Raw genomic sequence first — 17,249 nt, forward strand, 5'->3', positions numbered from 1 at the left:
GATGCGAACAGGGGCGTCATGCGATGCTCTGACAAGTCGAGGGCATTGTAATGGAATACTTCAAACTCATTCTTCTGGGTCTTGTGGCGATCATCGCTGCGATAGCCAGCAACTGGGGGCATGATCTGGCCTTCCGGGTGCATGGTTTTCTGATCATGGCGATTGCGGCAGGCATGTTCATCTGGGTGCTGCGCAACACCGACGAGCCGCGCGTGATGAGCTATGACAACGGAAACTATTTTGACGGTGTTATCCGGGCGGGCGTCATTGCGACCGCATTCTGGGGCGTTGCCGGGTTTCTGGTGGGCACGTTCATCGCCTTCCAACTGGCGTTTCCGGTGCTGAATTTCGATTGGGGCCAGCCTTTTACCAACTTCGGCAGACTGCGCCCGCTGCACACCTCTGCGGTGATCTTTGCGTTTGGCGGCAACGCCCTGATCGCAACCTCGTTTTACGTGGTGCAACGCACCAGCGGCACGCGGCTTTGGGGCGGCAATACAGCATGGTTCGTGTTCTGGGGCTACCAGCTTTTCATCGTGCTGGCGGCGACGGGATATCTGCTCGGGGCAACACAGTCCAAAGAATACGCCGAACCCGAATGGTACATCGACATCTGGCTGACGATCGTCTGGCTGGCCTATCTCGCGGTCTATCTCGGCACAATTTTCAAGCGCCGTGAAAAGCATATCTACGTGGCCAACTGGTTCTTCCTGAGCTTCATCATCACGGTCGCCATGCTGCATGTGGTGAACAACCTGTCGATCCCCGTCAGCATCTGGGGCAGCAAATCCGTGCAGGTGTTCTCCGGTGTGCAGGATGCCATGACGCAGTGGTGGTATGGCCACAACGCCGTGGGCTTTTTCCTGACGGCGGGTTTCCTGGGGATGATGTACTACTTTGTTCCCAAACAGGCCGGTCGCCCGATCTACAGCTACAAACTGTCGATCATCCACTTCTGGGCGCTGATCTTTCTGTATATCTGGGCGGGTCCACACCACTTGCATTACACCGCCTTGCCCGATTGGGCGGCGACCCTTGGCATGGTGTTTTCCATCGTGCTGTGGATGCCCAGCTGGGGTGGCATGATCAACGGCCTGATGACGCTGCAAGGCGCGTGGGACAAGCTGCGGACCGATCCGATCTTGCGGATGTTCGTCCTGAGCCTCGGGTTCTACGGCATGTCCACCTTCGAGGGGCCGATGATGTCCATCCGGGCGGTCAATTCCCTGAGCCACTATACAGACTGGACCATCGGTCACGTGCATTCCGGCGCGCTGGGCTGGAACGGCATGATCACTTTTGCCTGCCTTTACTTCCTCACACCGAAACTGTGGGGCCGGGCGCAGATGTATTCGATGTCCGCCATCAACTGGCACTTCTGGTTGGCCACACTGGGTATCGTTCTTTACGCCGCTTCGATGTGGGTCGCTGGGATTACCGAAGGGTTGATGTGGCGCGAGGTCGACGATCAGGGCTTCTTGGTGAACTCGTTCGCCGACACGGTCAGCGCCAAATACCTCATGTACATCGTACGCGGGATTGGCGGGGTGCTGTTCCTGTCGGGGGCGCTGGTGATGGTCTGGAACATGTTCATGACCATCCGCGGGGCACAGCCCGCGACCGCCGCCCTGCCCAACGCAACCCCAGCCGAATAAGGAGCAACACCAATGGCATTTCTGGATAAACACGCCATCCTTGAACGCAGCCCGACCTTGCTGCTGACCTTTTCGCTGCTGGTCGTGACAGTGGGCGGGATTGTCGAAATCGCGCCGCTGTTCTGGCTCGAGAACACCATCGAGGAAGTGGAGGGCGTACGCCCCTACTCACCGCTCGAACTGACAGGGCGCGACATTTATATCCGTGAAGGGTGCTACACCTGTCACAGCCAGATGATCCGGCCCATGCGCGACGAAGTCGAACGCTACGGTCACTACTCGCTGGCGGCGGAATCGATGTACGACCATCCCTTCCAGTGGGGATCGAAACGCACCGGGCCGGATCTGGCGCGTGTCGGCAACCGGTATTCGGACGCCTGGCATGTGGATCACCTGATGGATCCGCAGTCTGTCGTACCCGAAAGCATCATGCCCAAATACGCGTTTCTCGCGCAGACCAACGTGTCGGCGGACCAGATCGAGCCGCTTTTGCGCACACACCGTTTCGTGGGCGTGCCCTACACGGACGAAATGATCGACGCGGCGGCGGCCGATCTGCGGGTGCAGGCCGATCCTGATGGTGACTATGACGACATGCTTGAACGGTATCCCGGAGCGGCCGTCAGCAACTTTGACGGCCAGCGGGCGCTGACCGAAATGGACGCGCTTATCGCCTACCTGCAGGTGATGGGCACCATGGTCGATTTCTCGACATTCACCCCCGATGCCAGCCGATAGGAGGCGATGATGGATACCTACTCACTACTACGCCAGTTCGCCGACAGCTGGGTTCTGCTCGCCATGTTCGGTTTCTTTCTGGGCACTGCGGTGTGGGCGTTTCTGCCCAGCCAACGCAGCGCCCGCGAAGATGCGTCGATGATCCCGTTCCGCGAGGACGGAGCGACAAGGAACTGCACAGGCGCGTGCGCCGACTGCAAGGCAAAGGCCCTGCGCCAGAATGCTGAAAGGACAGATCAATGAGCGACAAGAAGGTTGATCAGGAAACCGGTGTCGAAACCACCGGACACAGCTGGGACGGCATCGAAGAGCTGAACAATCCGTTGCCGCGGTGGTGGCTGTGGACGCTCTATGCCACGATCATCTGGGGCGTGGGCTATACCATCGCCTATCCCGCGTGGCCGATGATTTCGGGGGCAACGGCAGGTGTCTTGGGCTATTCCACCCGCGGTGAGGTCGTTCAGGATATCATCGACCACGACGCCAAGAACAGCGCGCTGGTCGCTGATCTGCTGGAGACCGATATTGCAACGCTCGCCCCCGGGGACGATTTGCACCGGTACGCCGTGGCGCGGGGTGGGTCGGTGTTCCGGGCGCAGTGCAGCCAATGCCACGGGTCCGGTGCTGCGGGGGCCAAGGGCTATCCCAACCTTCTGGATGACGCCTGGCTCTGGGGCGGTGACGTGGAAAACATCGCCTACAGCGTGCGCCACGGCATCCGCAACCTGACGGATCTTGATGCGCGGTATTCTGAGATGCCCGCATTCGACGAACTGCTCGAGGATGCCGAAATCGACGCAGTCGTCGAATATGTGGTCAGCCTGTCGGCACCGGAATTCGACGCGGACATAGCTGCCGAGGGGGCCGTGATCTATGCGGACAACTGCTCGGCCTGCCACGGCGAGAATGCCATGGGCGATCGCGAATTGGGCGCGCCGAACCTGTCGGACGCAATCTGGCTCTATGGCGGCGATCGCGCGACGCTCGAAACAACCGTCCGGCAGGCGCGCTTTGGTGTGATGCCCGCCTGGGGACAGCGTCTGAGCGAAGAAGACGTCCGTGCGGTTTCCGTCTACGTTCATAGCCTTGGAGGGGGCGAGTAGACGGAAAAGCGGGCGCCCCGGCGGGGGTTGCCCCAGACCCCGAAGCGGTCCTGTTCGCAAAACTGCACCGCTTCGGGGTTTCTTGACCCAGATCAAGGCAACGGTCCTGCCGCTGCCTTATCCAGACACTGCGAACAGGAAGTCTGACCATGACCAACCCCTCTCTTTACGCACCGCGTGAACCGATATTTCCCCGCCGCGTCAGCGGCTTTTTCCGCCGTTTGAAATGGTGGATCATGGGCGTGACGCTGGCGATCTATTATCTCACGCCATTCATCAGGTGGGACCGCGGACCGAACCTGCCGGATCAGGCGGTCCTGATCGATCTTGCCAGCCGGCGGTTCTACTTTTTCTGGATCGAAATCTGGCCGCATGAATTCTACTTCGTGGCAGGTCTGTTGATCATGGCGGGGCTGGGCCTGTTTCTGTTCACCTCGGCGCTGGGGCGGGTGTGGTGCGGCTATACGTGCCCCCAAACGGTCTGGACCGATCTGTTTATCCTCGTTGAGCGTTGGATCGAGGGCGACCGCAACGCGCGTGTCCGCCTGCACCATGCGCCCTGGTCGTTTCGTAAATGGCGGCTGCGACTGACCAAATGGGTGGTTTGGCTGCTGATTGCGGTGGCGACCGGCGGGGCGTGGGTGTTCTATTTCACCGATGCGCCGCAGCTGGCCCGCGATCTGGTGTCACTCAATGCCGCGCCGGTTGCCTATATCACCATTGCGATCCTGACCCTGACCACCTTTGTGTTTGGCGGTTTCATGCGTGAACAGGTCTGTATCTACATGTGCCCGTGGCCGCGGATTCAGGCCGCGATGATGGATCCCGATACAATCACGGTGGCCTATCGCGAATGGCGGGGCGAACCGCGCGGCAAAGGCAATGTGCGCAAGCGTGACCGGGTGGCCGCCGAACAGGCCGCCAAAGAGGCGCAGGCCGCAGGGCCGGGGCAGGCCCGCTATGCGCCCACGCCCTATCCGAACCCCAAGCTGCAGATCGGGGGTGCGCCGCAGGCGGAGGCCGCGACCAATGAGCATGGCGATTGCATCGACTGCATGGCCTGCGTGAATGTGTGCCCCATGGGGATCGACATCCGCGATGGCCAACAGATGGAGTGTATCACCTGCGCGCTGTGTATCGACGCTTGCGATGATGTGATGGACAAGATCGGCAAGCCGCGCGGGCTGATTGACTATATGGCGCTGTCGGATGAACCCGCCGAACGGGCGGGCGGTGCACCCAAACCGATCTGGCGGCACGTTCTGCGCCCGCGGACGATTGTCTACACCGCGCTTTGGTCCTGCATCGGGTTGGCGCTGCTTTACGGGCTGTTTATCCGGTCGGACATCGAACTGACCGTGAGCCCCCAGCGCAATCCGACATACGTGGTTCAATCCGACGGATCGATCCGCAACATCTATGACATCCGCTTGCGCAACAAACAGGGTGAAGCGCGGCAATTCCATCTCAGCCTGACAAGCGATGCGCTCTTGCGGATCGAACTGGAGGGCCGGCAGGGGCAGCTGAACGTGCCTGTGCCCGCCGACACCACGGTACTGCAACGGGTGTATGTGACCGCCCGCCCGCAGGACGCCGCCGCCACAGCCGACCGGACCGATCTGCGGTTTTGGGTCGAGGATCTGACCACGGGTGACCGCGCCGGGCGCGCCACCACTTTCAACGGGAGAGAATGATGCAACGCGAAATCAAGGGATGGCATGTTTTCAGTGTGTTTGCGCTGGCCTTCGGGATCATCATATCGGTCAATCTGACACTGGCGTTCAATGCGGTGCGCACCTTTCCGGGGCTCGAGGTGAAAAACTCCTATGTGGCCAGCCAATCGTTCGATCGCGACCGCACGGCGCAACTGGCGCTGGCCTGGGACGTGCAGGCAACGCTCGAGGGCGATGAGCTGGTCTTGCGGATCGTCGATAACGGGCAGCCCATCGCACCCGAAATCGAAACCGCAACGTTTGGCCGCGCCACGAGTGTTGCGCAGGATCAGACGCCCGATTTCCGCTTCGAGCGCGGTGCATTGCGCGCAGACGTAGTGGCAGGCGCGGGCAACTGGAACCTGCGGATCAAGGCCCGCGCAGCGGACGGCACCCTGTTCCAGCAGCGCATCATCGTGGAGCCGGGCGCATGATATCGGCCTGTCCTGCATGTGCAGCGGCGCCCGCGGCCGAAGATGTGGCCCTGCCAGATGCGTTGCAGTTTTCGCTGCCCGACATCCACTGCGCCGCCTGTATCGGCAAGATCGAGCGCGGGCTCGCCGATTTGAAAGGCGTGGCGTCGGTCCGCGTGAACCTGTCGTTGAAGCGTTTGTCGGTCACCGGCGCGCTGCCTGCGCCGCGCATTGTGGCCGCGCTCGCCGATCTGGGTTTCGAAGCTTTCCCGCTCGACGCCGAAGCATTGGCCCGAGCCCGTGACACCAAGGGGCGCAGCCTGCTGACCCGCATGGCGGTGGCAGGATTTGCCATGATGAACGTGATGCTCTTGTCGGTGGCGGTGTGGTCGGGGGCGCAGGACGCCACCCGCGATCTGTTCCACCTGATTTCCGCGATGATCGCCTTTCCCGTCGTGGCCTATTCCGGGCAGCCGTTCTTTGCGAGCGCGTGGTCCGCGCTGCGGGTGCGCCGCCTGAACATGGATGTGCCGATTTCACTGGCGATTTTGCTCGCCGCCGCGATGTCGCTCTACGAGACATTGAACGGGGGGCATCACGCCTATTTCGACGCCGCGCTGTCGCTCACGTTTTTCCTGCTGATCGGCCGCTACATGGATCACCAGACCCGCAGCGCAGCGCACTCGGCCGCCAAGGAATTGACAGCACTGGAGGTTCATACTGCAACCCGCCTGCACGGCGCGCGCTCCGAGACGGTGAATGTGTCCGATCTTGGCATTGGCGATGTCGTGTCGGTGCCTTCGGGCGCGCGGGTTCCTGTCGATGGCATCATCCTTGACGGCGCGGGGCTGATGGACCGGGCATTTCTCACCGGCGAAAGTGCTGCGGTTCACGTCAAGGTCGGCGATGCCGTGCAGGCGGGTGAGGTCAATCTGGCCGCACCCCTGCGCCTGCGGGCCACTGCGGTCGGGCAGGATACGACATTGCGAAGAATGGCGGCTTTGGTCGAAACCGCAGAAAACGGGCGCAACAGCTATACCGCGTTGGCCGACCGTGCGGCCCAGATCTATGCCCCCGCAGTGCACCTGCTGGCGTTTGCCGCATTTGCGGGCTGGGCGTTTGGAACGGGTGACATCCGACACGCGCTCAATATCGCGATCGCGGTTCTGATCATCACCTGTCCCTGTGCGTTGGGGCTGGCGGTGCCCGCGGTGTCCACGGCGGCCATCAGCCGGCTTTTCTCGGCGGGCTTTCTCGTCAAACATGCGACGGCGCTGGAACGGATGGCCGAGGTCACGCGGATTGTGTTCGATAAGACAGGCACCCTCAGCCAGCCCTCAGCGATCATCCCCGACAGCATGGGCGCACGGGACCGCCAGATTGCGCTCGCCCTCGCGCAGGCATCCGACCACCCGATGTCGCGCGCGGTTGTGACCGCGTTGCCGGGCACGTCTGCGGCCCAACTGGGCGATGTGCAGGAGAAGCCCGGTCAAGGTGTCGAAGCGATGGCGGAAGAGGGCCGCGTGCGGCTGGGACGTGGCGCATGGCTGGGGGCCGGGTTCGACGGGTTCGGGCTGCGGATCGGCGATACAGACCCGCAACCGATCGACATGCACGAAGCCGTGCGGCCCGGTGTAACCGACGCGCTGGCGCGCATTGATCTGCCCGCGCAAATTGTAACCGGCGACGCCGAAGCACCCGCCCGCAAGCTGGGCGAAACGCTGGGGCTTCCCGTGGTCTGGCAGGCCCGCCCCGACGACAAACTGAACCTGATCGCCGCGCACCAGAACGATGGCGCGCGTGTGCTGATGGTGGGGGACGGGCTGAATGATACCGCTGCGCTGGCGGCTGCGCATGCGTCTCTTGCCCCGTCCACGGCGCTTGAAGCGTCGCGCAGTGCGGCGGATGTGGTGATCCTGAAAGAAGGGTTTGCCGATCTGCCGCTGGTGCTGAAAGTTGCCGCCGCCACCCGCCGCCTGTCGACACAGAATTTCGCCATTGCCGCGGTCTACAACTGCATTGCTATCCCCGTGGCGCTGGCAGGTTTCGCCACACCGCTGGCTGCCGCGCTCGCGATGTCGCTGTCGTCCATTACGGTGCTCCTGAATTCCCAACGCATGAGAGGTGTGAAATGAACGTTCTTGTCGTTCTAATTCCTGTGTCGCTGATCCTTGGGGGTGTTGGGCTGGTCGCCTTTTTGTGGACAGTACGGTCCGACCAGTATGACGATGATCAGGGAAACGCCGCGCGGATATTGCTGGACGATTGAACCGCGCTCAGAGCAGCGTAGTGGCAAAATCGCCGCGCAGGGCAACCTCTAGCAGTTCCAGATCCTCGGACGCATCGCGGTACTGCGTGACCATGCCGGGCGGGATGACGAATGCGTCACCGGCCTGCAGGTCTCGATCATCCTGCCCCTCGGCGTGCAGCGTCATTGACCCCTCCATCACAAAGGTGAAGTGGATGTCGGCGTCGTGCCGGGAGCGCTGGCTTTGCGGCGCTGCGCCAACCGCGCGCACCACCTGAATTCCTGCGACGCCTTTGGTGCCGTCGCTGATGCCGGTGTCACGCGCCCGAAAGCCGGGGAGGCGGAACGGAGCCCATGTCGCGCCGTCCTTGACGTGGTGCACGAAGGTCTGGCCATCCCATTCGCGGGCGGGATCGCCGATGCCGTTGGGCAGCGTGAAGTCATGGTCAATCGTGGTAACATGCTCGGCGGGTACGCCGATTTCGATCACTTCGATATTGGGCGACGCCTCGACTACGCGGTGCCGGATGCCGGGGGGCTGTGTGACGCAATCGCCTGCGTGCAGGCGGATCATGTCGCCCTGATCCTCGTAGAGGACATCGACCCAACCGCGATAGCAAAAGATCAGCTGAAACCCGACCGTGTGATAATGCACCATATCGGGCACCGGCCCGCCATCGGGGATGCGGATATGGCTTGCGATGATCGACCCGCCCAACCGCGAGGGGATCAGATCACGGTAATGCATGCCCGCCCGTCCGATGACCCAAGGGGCTTCGTCCGCCAATCGGCGCACTGCGAATTCGTGCGTGGGCGTGATATGCTCCACCTGCGGGGTGCGCGGCACAATGGTGATGCGCGTGCCGTTTGGCGCCGTCAGATCGCGCGTGCCATCGGCAAAGCTGTCGGGATCGTCGGTCAGGATACGGATGTGACCGGGCGCGGTTTGCGCGCCTTTTTCGATGCGCACCCGAATGCCGTGACCCGAAAAGCTGGCGACCGACGGATCATCGGCGGGAAAGATGTTTTCCAGCCGCATGCCGAGCGTCTTTGTATAGAACGGCAGATCGTCGCGCAGCTCATCCGTGGGCAACAGAAATTCGGCCTGTATGGGATCGGTCATGTCGGTTTGGGGTCCTTGGTTTTTCCCGCCGACAGTGCCATCATTTCCGCCTCGGCTCAACGCTGCGGCGCAACCGGCGGCTGGCGATGCTGATGCGGGGCAGGCCGCCCATTTCGGGGCGTCGGTTGAGGGTCGAAAGGACCGGTTTGTTTGCCGACCGCGTGCCGCTGCCGGCTTCGCGCAGGACGATATAGGCCCCCGACGCGATGATGATCCCCGCGCCAACGAACGTCATCAGGTCGGATGTTTCGTTGAAAAACAGATAGCCGAAGACCGCGGCCCAGATGATCTGGCTGTATTGCATGGGCGCAACAATCGCCGCATCCGCCAACGTGTAGGCACGGATGATCAGCGACATGGCAATCACCGCCAGCACCGCGATCAGCAGCACCGTGCCGAGATCGGCCAGCGGCATGGGCTGGTAAACGAAGGGCAGGATGCACAGCATGATCCCGAAATTCGCCAGCAACGGATACAGGATCAACACCTCGCGGCGCTCTGTGCTCCCGATCTTGCGCATGATGACGCCTGACAATGCCGAGCCAAAGGCCGCGACCAGCGCTGCCAGATGCCCCAGACCCAATTCGGCCGAACCCGGCCGCAACACCACGATCACGCCCAGCAGACCGATCACCACGGCGACCCAGCGGTGCAGGCGCACGACCTCACCGAGGATCGGAACCGACAGCACGGTAATCAAAAGCGGAGAGGCAAAAAGGATCGCGTATGTCTCGGCCAGCGGCAGCACGGAAAAGGCATAGAATGCGCAGAACCCCCCGATCACCACGGTCGCCGTGCGAATGGCCGTCCACATCAGCGAATGGGGCCGCAGATTTTCGGCAGCCGAATTGCTGACCAGCATCAACGTGACGACAGGAAAGCTGAACAACACCACGAAAAACACGATCTGAAAGGGGGAGTATGTGCTGCCGAGGGATTTGATTGCGGCATCGTGAGTGGCGTACACCGCAAAAGCGCCAAGGCCCAGAAGGATGCCCTGAAGCGTGCTGCTGCGGGGTGTGGATGTCTGTGTGGTATTGGTCATGTGTCGGGGCTATCCGCAAAACGGGTGCCACGGAAAGCAAAAATCGCCCCGCGAGGGGCGATTTCCGGTGTCCTGCCAAATGTATTGGCGCAGATCAGAGGCTCGCGTCCAACGCCGCGAGGATCGCATCGCCCATCTGGTCGGTGGAAATCGGCGTGCCGCCTTCCTCGCCCATCAGATCGGCAGTGCGGTGCCCGTCCGCCAGCACCTTCTCTACGGCGCGCTCAAGACGTGTGGCCTCATCGCCCTGATCGAACGAATAGCGCAGCGCCATCGCGAAGCTGAGGATGCAGGCGATCGGGTTTGCCTTGCCCTGACCCGTGATGTCGGGCGCAGAGCCGTGCACCGGTTCATAGAGCGCCTTGGGGCGGCCGTCGGCATTGGGGGCACCCAGCGATGCGGATGGCAACATGCCAAGACTGCCGGTCAGCATCGCGGCACAGTCGGACAGGATGTCGCCAAACAGGTTGTCGGTCAGGATGACGTCGAATTGCTTGGGCGCGCGCACCAGCTGCATTGCGCCGTTGTCGGCGTACATATGGCTCAGTTCGACATCGGGGTAATCGTCGTCGTGCACTTTCTGGACGACCTCGCGCCACAGGATACCCGATTCCATCACATTGGCTTTTTCCATCGAGCAGACCTTGTTGCCCCGGCGGCGTGCCAGTTCAAAGGCGGAGCGGGCAACGCGGTCGATCTCGCTCTCGGTATAGCGCTGGGTGTTGATGCCAACCCGTTCGTTGCCTTCTTCGATGATGCCGCGGGGTTCTCCGAAGTAAACGCCGGACGTCAGCTCGCGCACGATCATGATGTCGAGCCCGGCGACGATGTCTTTTTTCAGCGACGAAAAATCAGCCAGTGCATCAAAGCATTGTGCGGGGCGCAGGTTGGAGAAAAGATCCATTTCCTTGCGCAGGCGCAGCAGGCCGCGTTCGGGTTTTACGCTGAAATCGAGAGCATCGTATTTCGGTCCGCCGACCGCACCAAGCAGCACGGCATCCGCCTCGAGCGCTTTGGCCATCGTATCGTCATGCAGCGGTGTGCCATGCGCGTCGTAAGCGGCGCCGCCGACCAGATCATGTTCGACGTCAAAGCCCAGATCGCGCTTGTCCCCGAACCAGTCGATGATGCGGGTGACCTGCCCCATGACTTCGGGGCCGATGCCATCACCGGCGAGGATCAGAAGGGTGGGGTTGGCCATGCGGAAATCTCCTTGAAAAAACTGCCTCTGCGGTAGCGTGACCCGACCCCAGCGTCAAGGATCGCGGCGGTCCAGATCGGCCCAAAGCAGGGAATGACGGCTGGCTGCTGCATCGCGCAGCGTCCCAAAGGCGCGCACGTCCCACTCCGCCGACGGCAGAAGATAGTCCACCCGCAGATCGCCGGGCACGGGATCGCGGAAATCGGCCGTAGGGTCATTGCCGAACGGAGACTGCACACGCGGATCGGCGAGCAGTTTCTCGATTGCTTCGGGCCGCCCTTCGCCGCGCTGCGTGTCGATGTTTGGCACGCCCAGAATAACGAACGGGGCAGTGGATGTGCGTGTGTCCAGGTGCCACGACCACAGCGCCGTTTCATCGTGGTTGCGCCGCCCGTTGCGGTCTTCGGGGCCGTCAAAGACCGGCGGCGTGGCGTGGTAGGTCATGATCTCAACGGCCGACCCGTCGGGCAGTGTGGCCGACACGACCCAATGCCCCTTGGACGAAAGCCGGTGCGCGGCAAGAACCTGTGGTCCGCCAAAGGGGCCGTCCTGACCGGTCGGGTAGATATTTTGCGGCAGGTCGCGCCAGAGCATCGCGGTGTAGTCGGTCACGATTTCCAGCGGGAACCGCGAAAGCAGTGCCATCCCGCCAGCGCCTGCAAAGCGGCCGTAGCCATGCGCATCGTCAGCGTCGCCTGTCCGCCCGTTTCCGTTGAGATCCAGACCGCTGCGCTGGCCGCTGTTGGGGCGCAATCCGATGGCATGGTCAAGCGTTAGCCCCGCATCGCGCAATGCGGTCTGAAAGGCTGCCAGAGCCGTGCCGCGCAGGTCATGGTCAATGCCTTGAAGCGCGACGATGTCCGGGCGTGCCTGTACCAGCAGCGCCACGGCCGCATCGATCTGCTCATCACCGCCGCGCAGGATGTCGCGCAGCAAAAGGCCGGGGCCCTTGCGTGACAGTTCCGTGTTGAAGGTGGCGATGCGAAACGGTTCTGCGGCCAGCGGCCCTATTGTCAGGGCCGCCAAGCAAAACGCGATCAGGCGGGCTGCATACCGTCGGCGTTTTCGGCATAGGTGCGGCGGCGTTTTTCTTCGATCATGTCCGCAATCTTGCCCATCGCGATGCCGCGCATGATGATGCTTGCGGGTAGGAACGCCCATGCGGTTACCGTCCAGATCAGGGTTTGCGGGTTCTGCAGTGTGATCGGGTCTAGCAGATCGGCGGCCAGTTTGACCACTGCGGGGATCAGGAACGGCAGCAGGAAACCCAGCGCGATATTCACCCGCGCGTCGCGCTGCAGACGCTCCAGCACATCGCCACCGGCGGTGGGATCAAAGAGCGGCAGGTTGACCCACACGTTGAAAGCGCCCGAGCGGGCAGGCCAGTTCAGCACGCGCACCAGAACGAGGAAGGCAGCCATCGCGATGAGCGACGTCACATAGGCAAGTCCGGCGGAGCTGCGCACCGATTCGACCACCACGTAGGACGAGGTTTCGGGCAGCATCAGCACAATAAGGCGGACGGGCGAATAGGGGAAATCCATCGCGTTGCCGATGATCGTCCCGATGGCCGAGAGTGTATCGGTCAGCTGCGTCGGCTCTGTTTTGCCCTTGAGTATGGCGCTGAGCAGAAAGACCGTGATGAAAAGCGCGATGAACCGAAGCCGGTTGAACGGCGCTGCATCGCGGAATTCGACAATGCTGGGAAAGACGGAGTTGTATTCCACAAAGGTCAGGATCGCGGCCAAAAGGGCCACAAGAATAACGACTTGCGTTGAATCACTGCCGAGGCCGGGCAACATCAGTGCCGGAACCATGATAGTAATAGCGACCAGGAGACCGCGTATGGCGGCTCCGCTCATGCGTGCAAACAAAACTCTTTCCCTTCAAACTGGCCAGACGCGATACAATGCCGCGTGCTTGTTCCAACTTGATGCCTCCGGGTGGTGAAGGCCTGCCTCATTGTTGTCACAATGTTGCCTTCATTCGACCATCGGCTCAAGACCGTAGGGTCAGTTGACCTAGGATAAGGGGCGTTTTGAGGGTGCGGGTGGTGCGTTCTTGCATCAATTCCGCGGCGGGAATGTGGCAAATAGCAGATGTTGTGGCAGACGCATAAGCCGCCACAATCAAACGCATCTTTTTGGCGTCGCTGATTAACCTTATGACACGGCGCGGTTAATAAACCGTGAAGCAGGGCGACAGGGCGGTCACCGCGACCCGACAGGGGCCGCGGTATGCCGGTTCAGACCCAGGGACGGCTTTGCGCGGCGGTCTTTTCGAAGGCATCGATCGAGGGCGCCTTTTCCATCGTCAGGCCGATGTCATCCAGCCCGTTGATGAGGCAATGCTTTTTGAAAGGGTCCACGTCAAAGGTGAAGACGTCGCCGTCCGAGGAGGTGATCGTCTGCTGTTCAAGGTCCACTTCGATGCGGGCATTGGCCCCTTTTTCGGCGTCCTTCATCAGCAGGTCGACTTGCTCTTGCGGCAGGGCGATGGGCAAGATCCCGTTTTTAAAGCAGTTATTGTAGAAAATATCCGCAAAGCTGGGGGCGATGACGCAGGTGATGCCGAAATCCGCGATGGCCCAGGGCGCGTGTTCGCGCGAGGAGCCGCAACCGAAGTTGTCGCCCGCCACGAGGATCTGGGCATCGCGGTATTGCGGTTTGTTCAGCACGAAATCGGCGATTTCGTTGCGGTCGTCGTCGTATCGCATTTCGTCAAACAGGTTCACGCCAAGGCCGGAACGCTTGATCGTTTTGAGAAACTGCTTGGGGATGATCATATCGGTGTCGATGTTGATGAGCGGCATCGGGGCGGCAATGCCGCTGAGGGTGGTGAATTTGTTCATGGCTGAACTCTCCTGAAATCGGGGTACACCGGGCGTACACACCCTGTGCACACAACCGGCATACGATTGCCGCGGCTGCCGTGCGCGCCCTTAACCATCCGGAAAGGTGCGCACGGTGCTGCGGGTTACATCATGTCGCGCACATCCGTGAGCTTGCCCGTGACAGCGGCGGCGGCGGCCATTGCGGGGCTCATCAGATGGGTCCGGCCGCCGCGGCCCTGACGGCCCTCGAAGTTGCGGTTGGACGTGGCCGCACAGCGTTCGCCCGGCGACAGCTGATCGGGGTTCATGGCCAGACACATGGAGCATCCCGCCAGACGCCATTCGAAACCGGCCTCCTTGAAGATGTCGGCAAGGCCCTCTTCCTCGGCCTGCGCCCGCACGAGACCGGAGCCGGGCACGACCATCGCGCGCATGCCTTCCTTGACCTTGCGGCCCTTGAGGATGGCGGCGGCGGCACGCAGGTCTTCGATGCGCCCGTTTGTGCACGACCCGATAAACACGGTGTCGATGTCGACGTCGCGCAGCGGGGTGCCCGCGGTCAGGCCCATGTAGTCGAGCGAGCGTTTGGCCGCGTCGACCTTGCCGCCTTCGAAATCATCGGCGGCGGGGACGTTGGCGGTGATCGGCAGCACGTCTTCGGGCGAGGTGCCCCAGGTAACGGAGGGCGCGATGTCTTCGCCCTTGATCACCAGCACCTTGTCCCATGCGGCGTCATCGTCGGAATAGAGCGTCTTCCACCAGTTCAGCGCGGCTTCCCACTGGGCGCCTTTGGGCGCGTGGGGGCGGCCCTGACAGTAGTCGAACGTCTTTTGGTCGGGCGCGATGAGACCGGCGCGCGCGCCGCCTTCGATGGCCATGTTGCAGATGGTCATGCGGCCTTCCATCGACAGATCGCGGATCGCTTCGCCGCAATATTCGATGACATAGCCGGTGCCGCCCGCGGTGCCGGTTTCGCCGATGATGGTCAGCACGATATCCTTGGCCGTGACGCCGGGCGCCAGTTTGCCGGTGATTTCGACCTTCATGTTCTTGGATTTTTTCTGGATCAGCGTTTGCGTGGCCAGAACGTGTTCCACCTCGGAGGTGCCGATGCCGTGGGCCAGCGCCCCGAATGCGCCGTGGGTCGCGGTGTGGCTGTCGCCGCAGACGACGGTCATGCCCGGCAGGGTCCAGCCCTGTTCGGGACCGACGATGTGCACGATGCCCTGACGCACGTCGGACACGGGGTAGTAGTGGATGCCGAATTCCTTGGCGTTTGTGTCGAGCGCGGCCACCTGAATGGCGGAATCCTCGGTCATGTTCTTGGGATCATCGCGGCCCGGCGTGGTGGGCACGTTGTGATCGGGCACGGCGATCGTCTTGTCCGGTGCCCGCACGGTGCGGCCCGTCATGCGCAGACCTTCGAAGGCCTGCGGCGATGTCACCTCGTGGACCAGATGGCGGTCGATATAGAGAAGGCAGGTGCCGTCGTCGGCTTCGTGCGCGACGTGGGCATCCCAGATTTTGTCATAGAGTGTTTTGGGGGACATGTTGGTCCTCTCCCGTTGTTGGCGTTGTTCATGGAATCACTTGGGGGGCCGTGAGCGGATCACGGCGGCACGCTTATAGTCGCGCCAGCACGGTGTGCGTGGCGCCGAAGAAACGTTCGCGCAAACGGGCGCGGTCGGTTTGATCAAGCACGAGTGTCATGGCCTCCAGATACGCGGGACGGGGCCAATCCGCAAGGCTTTTGGCGTGCGGTGCGGCAAGCCGGGGGTTGCGTGCCGCTTTGCAATCATGCGACGATTCTGGCGCCACTCAGGAGCTTTCATGGAAGACGCGACAGACCCGTTTGCCGATTTTATCACGACGCTGCAGGGTCTTTGGATCAACGGGCTGGGATTTGCCGAAGGGGTGATCCAGCCGGGGTGGCGGCAGAACCAGGTGCTGATTGTGCTGGTGCTGGCGGTGGTGGCGTTTTTCCTGCACCGCTGGTCGGGCAATGCTTTGCAAAACTGGGTGCGCGGGCGCGAGGGCTGGCAGAAGTGGCAGCTGCGCCTGATCGTGCAGCTGCGCCGGCGGCTCGGATTGATCTGGTTCTCGCTGATGGCTTTTGCCGTCTACTGGACAATGCAGAATTTAACGTGGCCCTCGCGGTCCTATCTGATCGGGTTGGCGGCCACGCTGGCCGGTGTCTGGGTCGGCATCGCCTTTGCCGCCCAACTGGTGCGCAACCGGCCGCTGCGCCGGGTGGTGACATGGGCGCTGTGGATCTATGCCACGCTCTATTACCTCAATGTTTCGGACGATGTGGCGGCGTTTCTGGACAATCTGGCGCTGGAGCTGGGTGATTTCCGGCTGTCGATGCTGACGCTGATCACCGCGATCGTGGTCATCGGCGTGTTGATCACGATGGCCCGTGTGGCCAGTCAGGCGACCGCCAGCACGATCCGGCGCAACGAGGATATCAGCCCGTCGATGCAGGTGCTGGCCGTCAAGGGTGTGCAGCTGGCGATGTACGGCTTTGCCTTCTACATGGGCGTGAAGGCGGTGGGGATTGATCTGACCGGGCTGGCCGTGTTGTCGGGCGCGATTGGTGTGGGCCTGGGCTTTGGTCTGCAAAAGGTGGTGTCGAACCTTGTGTCGGGGGTGATTATCCTGCTCGACAAGTCGATCAAGCCCGGCGATGTAATCAGCCTTGGCGAGACGTTCGGCTGGATCCAGACATTGGGTGCGCGCTATGCGTCGGTGGTCACGCGCGACGGCAAGGAATACCTGATCCCGAATGAGGATCTGATCACTGGGCAGGTGGTCAACTGGTCCCACTCCAACGATTTTGTGCGCCTCGACATCTATTTCGGTACGGCCTACGCCGACGATCCGCATATGGTGCGCAAGCTGGCCATCGCGGCGGCGGCAGGGGTCGACAGGGTGCTGGAGCATCCCAAGTTGCCGGTCTGCCATATCGTGGGATTTGGCGACAGCAGCGTCGATTACATTTTGCGGTTCTGGATCCGCGACCCCACGGGCGGGCTGACCAACATCCGCGGCAACGTCTATCTGGCGCTGTGGGATGCGTTTCAGGAGAACGGCATTTCGATCCCCTTCCCGCAGCGCGAGGTGCGTATGCTGGGCGACGGGGCGCTGTCAGACTGACGCAGGCGGGAACCCGGCGTGG

16 protein-coding genes are annotated in these 17,249 nt (G+C 62.0%); 9 read left to right on the forward strand and 7 right to left on the reverse strand.

What is annotated here, in order from left to right; genetic code table 11:
* Positions 1-50: 50 nt before the first annotated feature.
* The 8 genes from ccoN to ccoS all read left to right on the forward strand — a co-directional run bounded on the left by ccoN (position 51) and on the right by ccoS (position 7,890).
* Positions 51-1,655: a cytochrome-c oxidase, cbb3-type subunit I gene (ccoN, locus tag K3756_RS01195; RefSeq protein ID WP_259990102.1), complete on the forward strand. Its 1,605-nt coding sequence runs from the start codon at positions 51-53 to the stop codon at positions 1,653-1,655.
* A gap of 12 nt (positions 1,656-1,667) precedes the next feature.
* Positions 1,668-2,393, forward strand: coding sequence for a cytochrome-c oxidase, cbb3-type subunit II (gene ccoO / locus K3756_RS01200; RefSeq protein WP_259990104.1), 726 nt, complete (start codon positions 1,668-1,670; stop codon positions 2,391-2,393).
* A gap of 9 nt (positions 2,394-2,402) precedes the next feature.
* Entirely contained in the window at positions 2,403-2,636 is a 234-nt protein-coding gene (locus tag K3756_RS01205; protein ID WP_259990107.1) for a cbb3-type cytochrome c oxidase subunit 3, read from the forward strand.
* A complete protein-coding gene (gene ccoP / locus K3756_RS01210; protein ID WP_259990109.1) occupies positions 2,633-3,496 on the forward strand; it encodes a cytochrome-c oxidase, cbb3-type subunit III in 864 nt (287 codons plus the stop codon). Before K3756_RS01205 ends, ccoP begins: the two co-directional genes overlap by 4 nt.
* Positions 3,497-3,645: 149 nt before the next feature.
* Entirely contained in the window at positions 3,646-5,190 is a 1,545-nt protein-coding gene (gene ccoG, locus K3756_RS01215) for a cytochrome c oxidase accessory protein CcoG (protein ID WP_259990111.1), read from the forward strand.
* Complete coding sequence (locus K3756_RS01220; RefSeq protein ID WP_259990113.1) at positions 5,190-5,642, forward strand: FixH family protein; 453 nt, start codon at positions 5,190-5,192, stop codon at positions 5,640-5,642. The genes ccoG and K3756_RS01220 overlap by 1 nt, the downstream gene beginning before the upstream one ends.
* A complete protein-coding gene (locus tag K3756_RS01225; RefSeq protein ID WP_259990115.1) occupies positions 5,639-7,756 on the forward strand; it encodes a heavy metal translocating P-type ATPase in 2,118 nt (705 codons plus the stop codon). The genes K3756_RS01220 and K3756_RS01225 overlap by 4 nt, the downstream gene beginning before the upstream one ends.
* Positions 7,753-7,890 carry a cbb3-type cytochrome oxidase assembly protein CcoS gene (gene ccoS, locus K3756_RS01230; RefSeq protein WP_259990116.1) on the forward strand — a complete coding sequence of 46 codons (138 nt, stop codon included), beginning with the start codon at positions 7,753-7,755 and terminating at the stop codon, positions 7,888-7,890. Before K3756_RS01225 ends, ccoS begins: the two co-directional genes overlap by 4 nt.
* A 7-nt stretch (positions 7,891-7,897) precedes the next feature.
* Here the strand turns inward: ccoS and K3756_RS01235 are convergent, their stop codons facing one another.
* The 7 genes from K3756_RS01235 to leuC all read right to left on the reverse strand — a co-directional run bounded on the left by K3756_RS01235 (position 7,898) and on the right by leuC (position 15,621).
* Entirely contained in the window at positions 7,898-8,992 is a 1,095-nt protein-coding gene (locus K3756_RS01235) for a cupin domain-containing protein (protein WP_259990119.1), read from the reverse strand.
* A gap of 40 nt (positions 8,993-9,032) precedes the next feature.
* On the reverse strand, positions 9,033-10,037 hold the full coding sequence (locus K3756_RS01240) for a DMT family transporter (RefSeq protein WP_259990121.1): 1,005 nt from the start codon (positions 10,035-10,037) through the stop codon (positions 9,033-9,035).
* 94 nt (positions 10,038-10,131) lie between these two features.
* On the reverse strand, positions 10,132-11,238 hold the full coding sequence (gene leuB, locus K3756_RS01245) for a 3-isopropylmalate dehydrogenase (protein ID WP_259990123.1): 1,107 nt from the start codon (positions 11,236-11,238) through the stop codon (positions 10,132-10,134).
* 54 nt (positions 11,239-11,292) lie between these two features.
* Entirely contained in the window at positions 11,293-12,264 is a 972-nt protein-coding gene (locus K3756_RS01250; RefSeq protein ID WP_259990125.1) for an endonuclease/exonuclease/phosphatase family protein, read from the reverse strand.
* Positions 12,265-12,275: 11 nt separating this feature from the next.
* Complete coding sequence (locus tag K3756_RS01255) at positions 12,276-13,112, reverse strand: hypothetical protein (protein WP_259990127.1); 837 nt, start codon at positions 13,110-13,112, stop codon at positions 12,276-12,278.
* A gap of 371 nt (positions 13,113-13,483) precedes the next feature.
* Complete coding sequence (gene leuD / locus K3756_RS01260) at positions 13,484-14,089, reverse strand: 3-isopropylmalate dehydratase small subunit (RefSeq protein ID WP_259990129.1); 606 nt, start codon at positions 14,087-14,089, stop codon at positions 13,484-13,486.
* A gap of 125 nt (positions 14,090-14,214) precedes the next feature.
* On the reverse strand, positions 14,215-15,621 hold the full coding sequence (leuC, locus tag K3756_RS01265; protein ID WP_259990131.1) for a 3-isopropylmalate dehydratase large subunit: 1,407 nt from the start codon (positions 15,619-15,621) through the stop codon (positions 14,215-14,217).
* 280 nt (positions 15,622-15,901) lie between these two features.
* Here leuC and K3756_RS01270 point away from each other — a divergent pair, with 280 nt between their 5' ends.
* Positions 15,902-17,227, forward strand: a complete 1,326-nt coding sequence (locus tag K3756_RS01270; RefSeq protein ID WP_259990133.1) for a mechanosensitive ion channel family protein — start codon at positions 15,902-15,904, stop codon at positions 17,225-17,227.
* Positions 17,228-17,249: the final 22 nt, after the last annotated feature.

The sequence above is a fragment of the Sulfitobacter sp. S190 genome, assembly GCF_025141935.1.
Classification (GTDB): domain Bacteria; phylum Pseudomonadota; class Alphaproteobacteria; order Rhodobacterales; family Rhodobacteraceae; genus Sulfitobacter.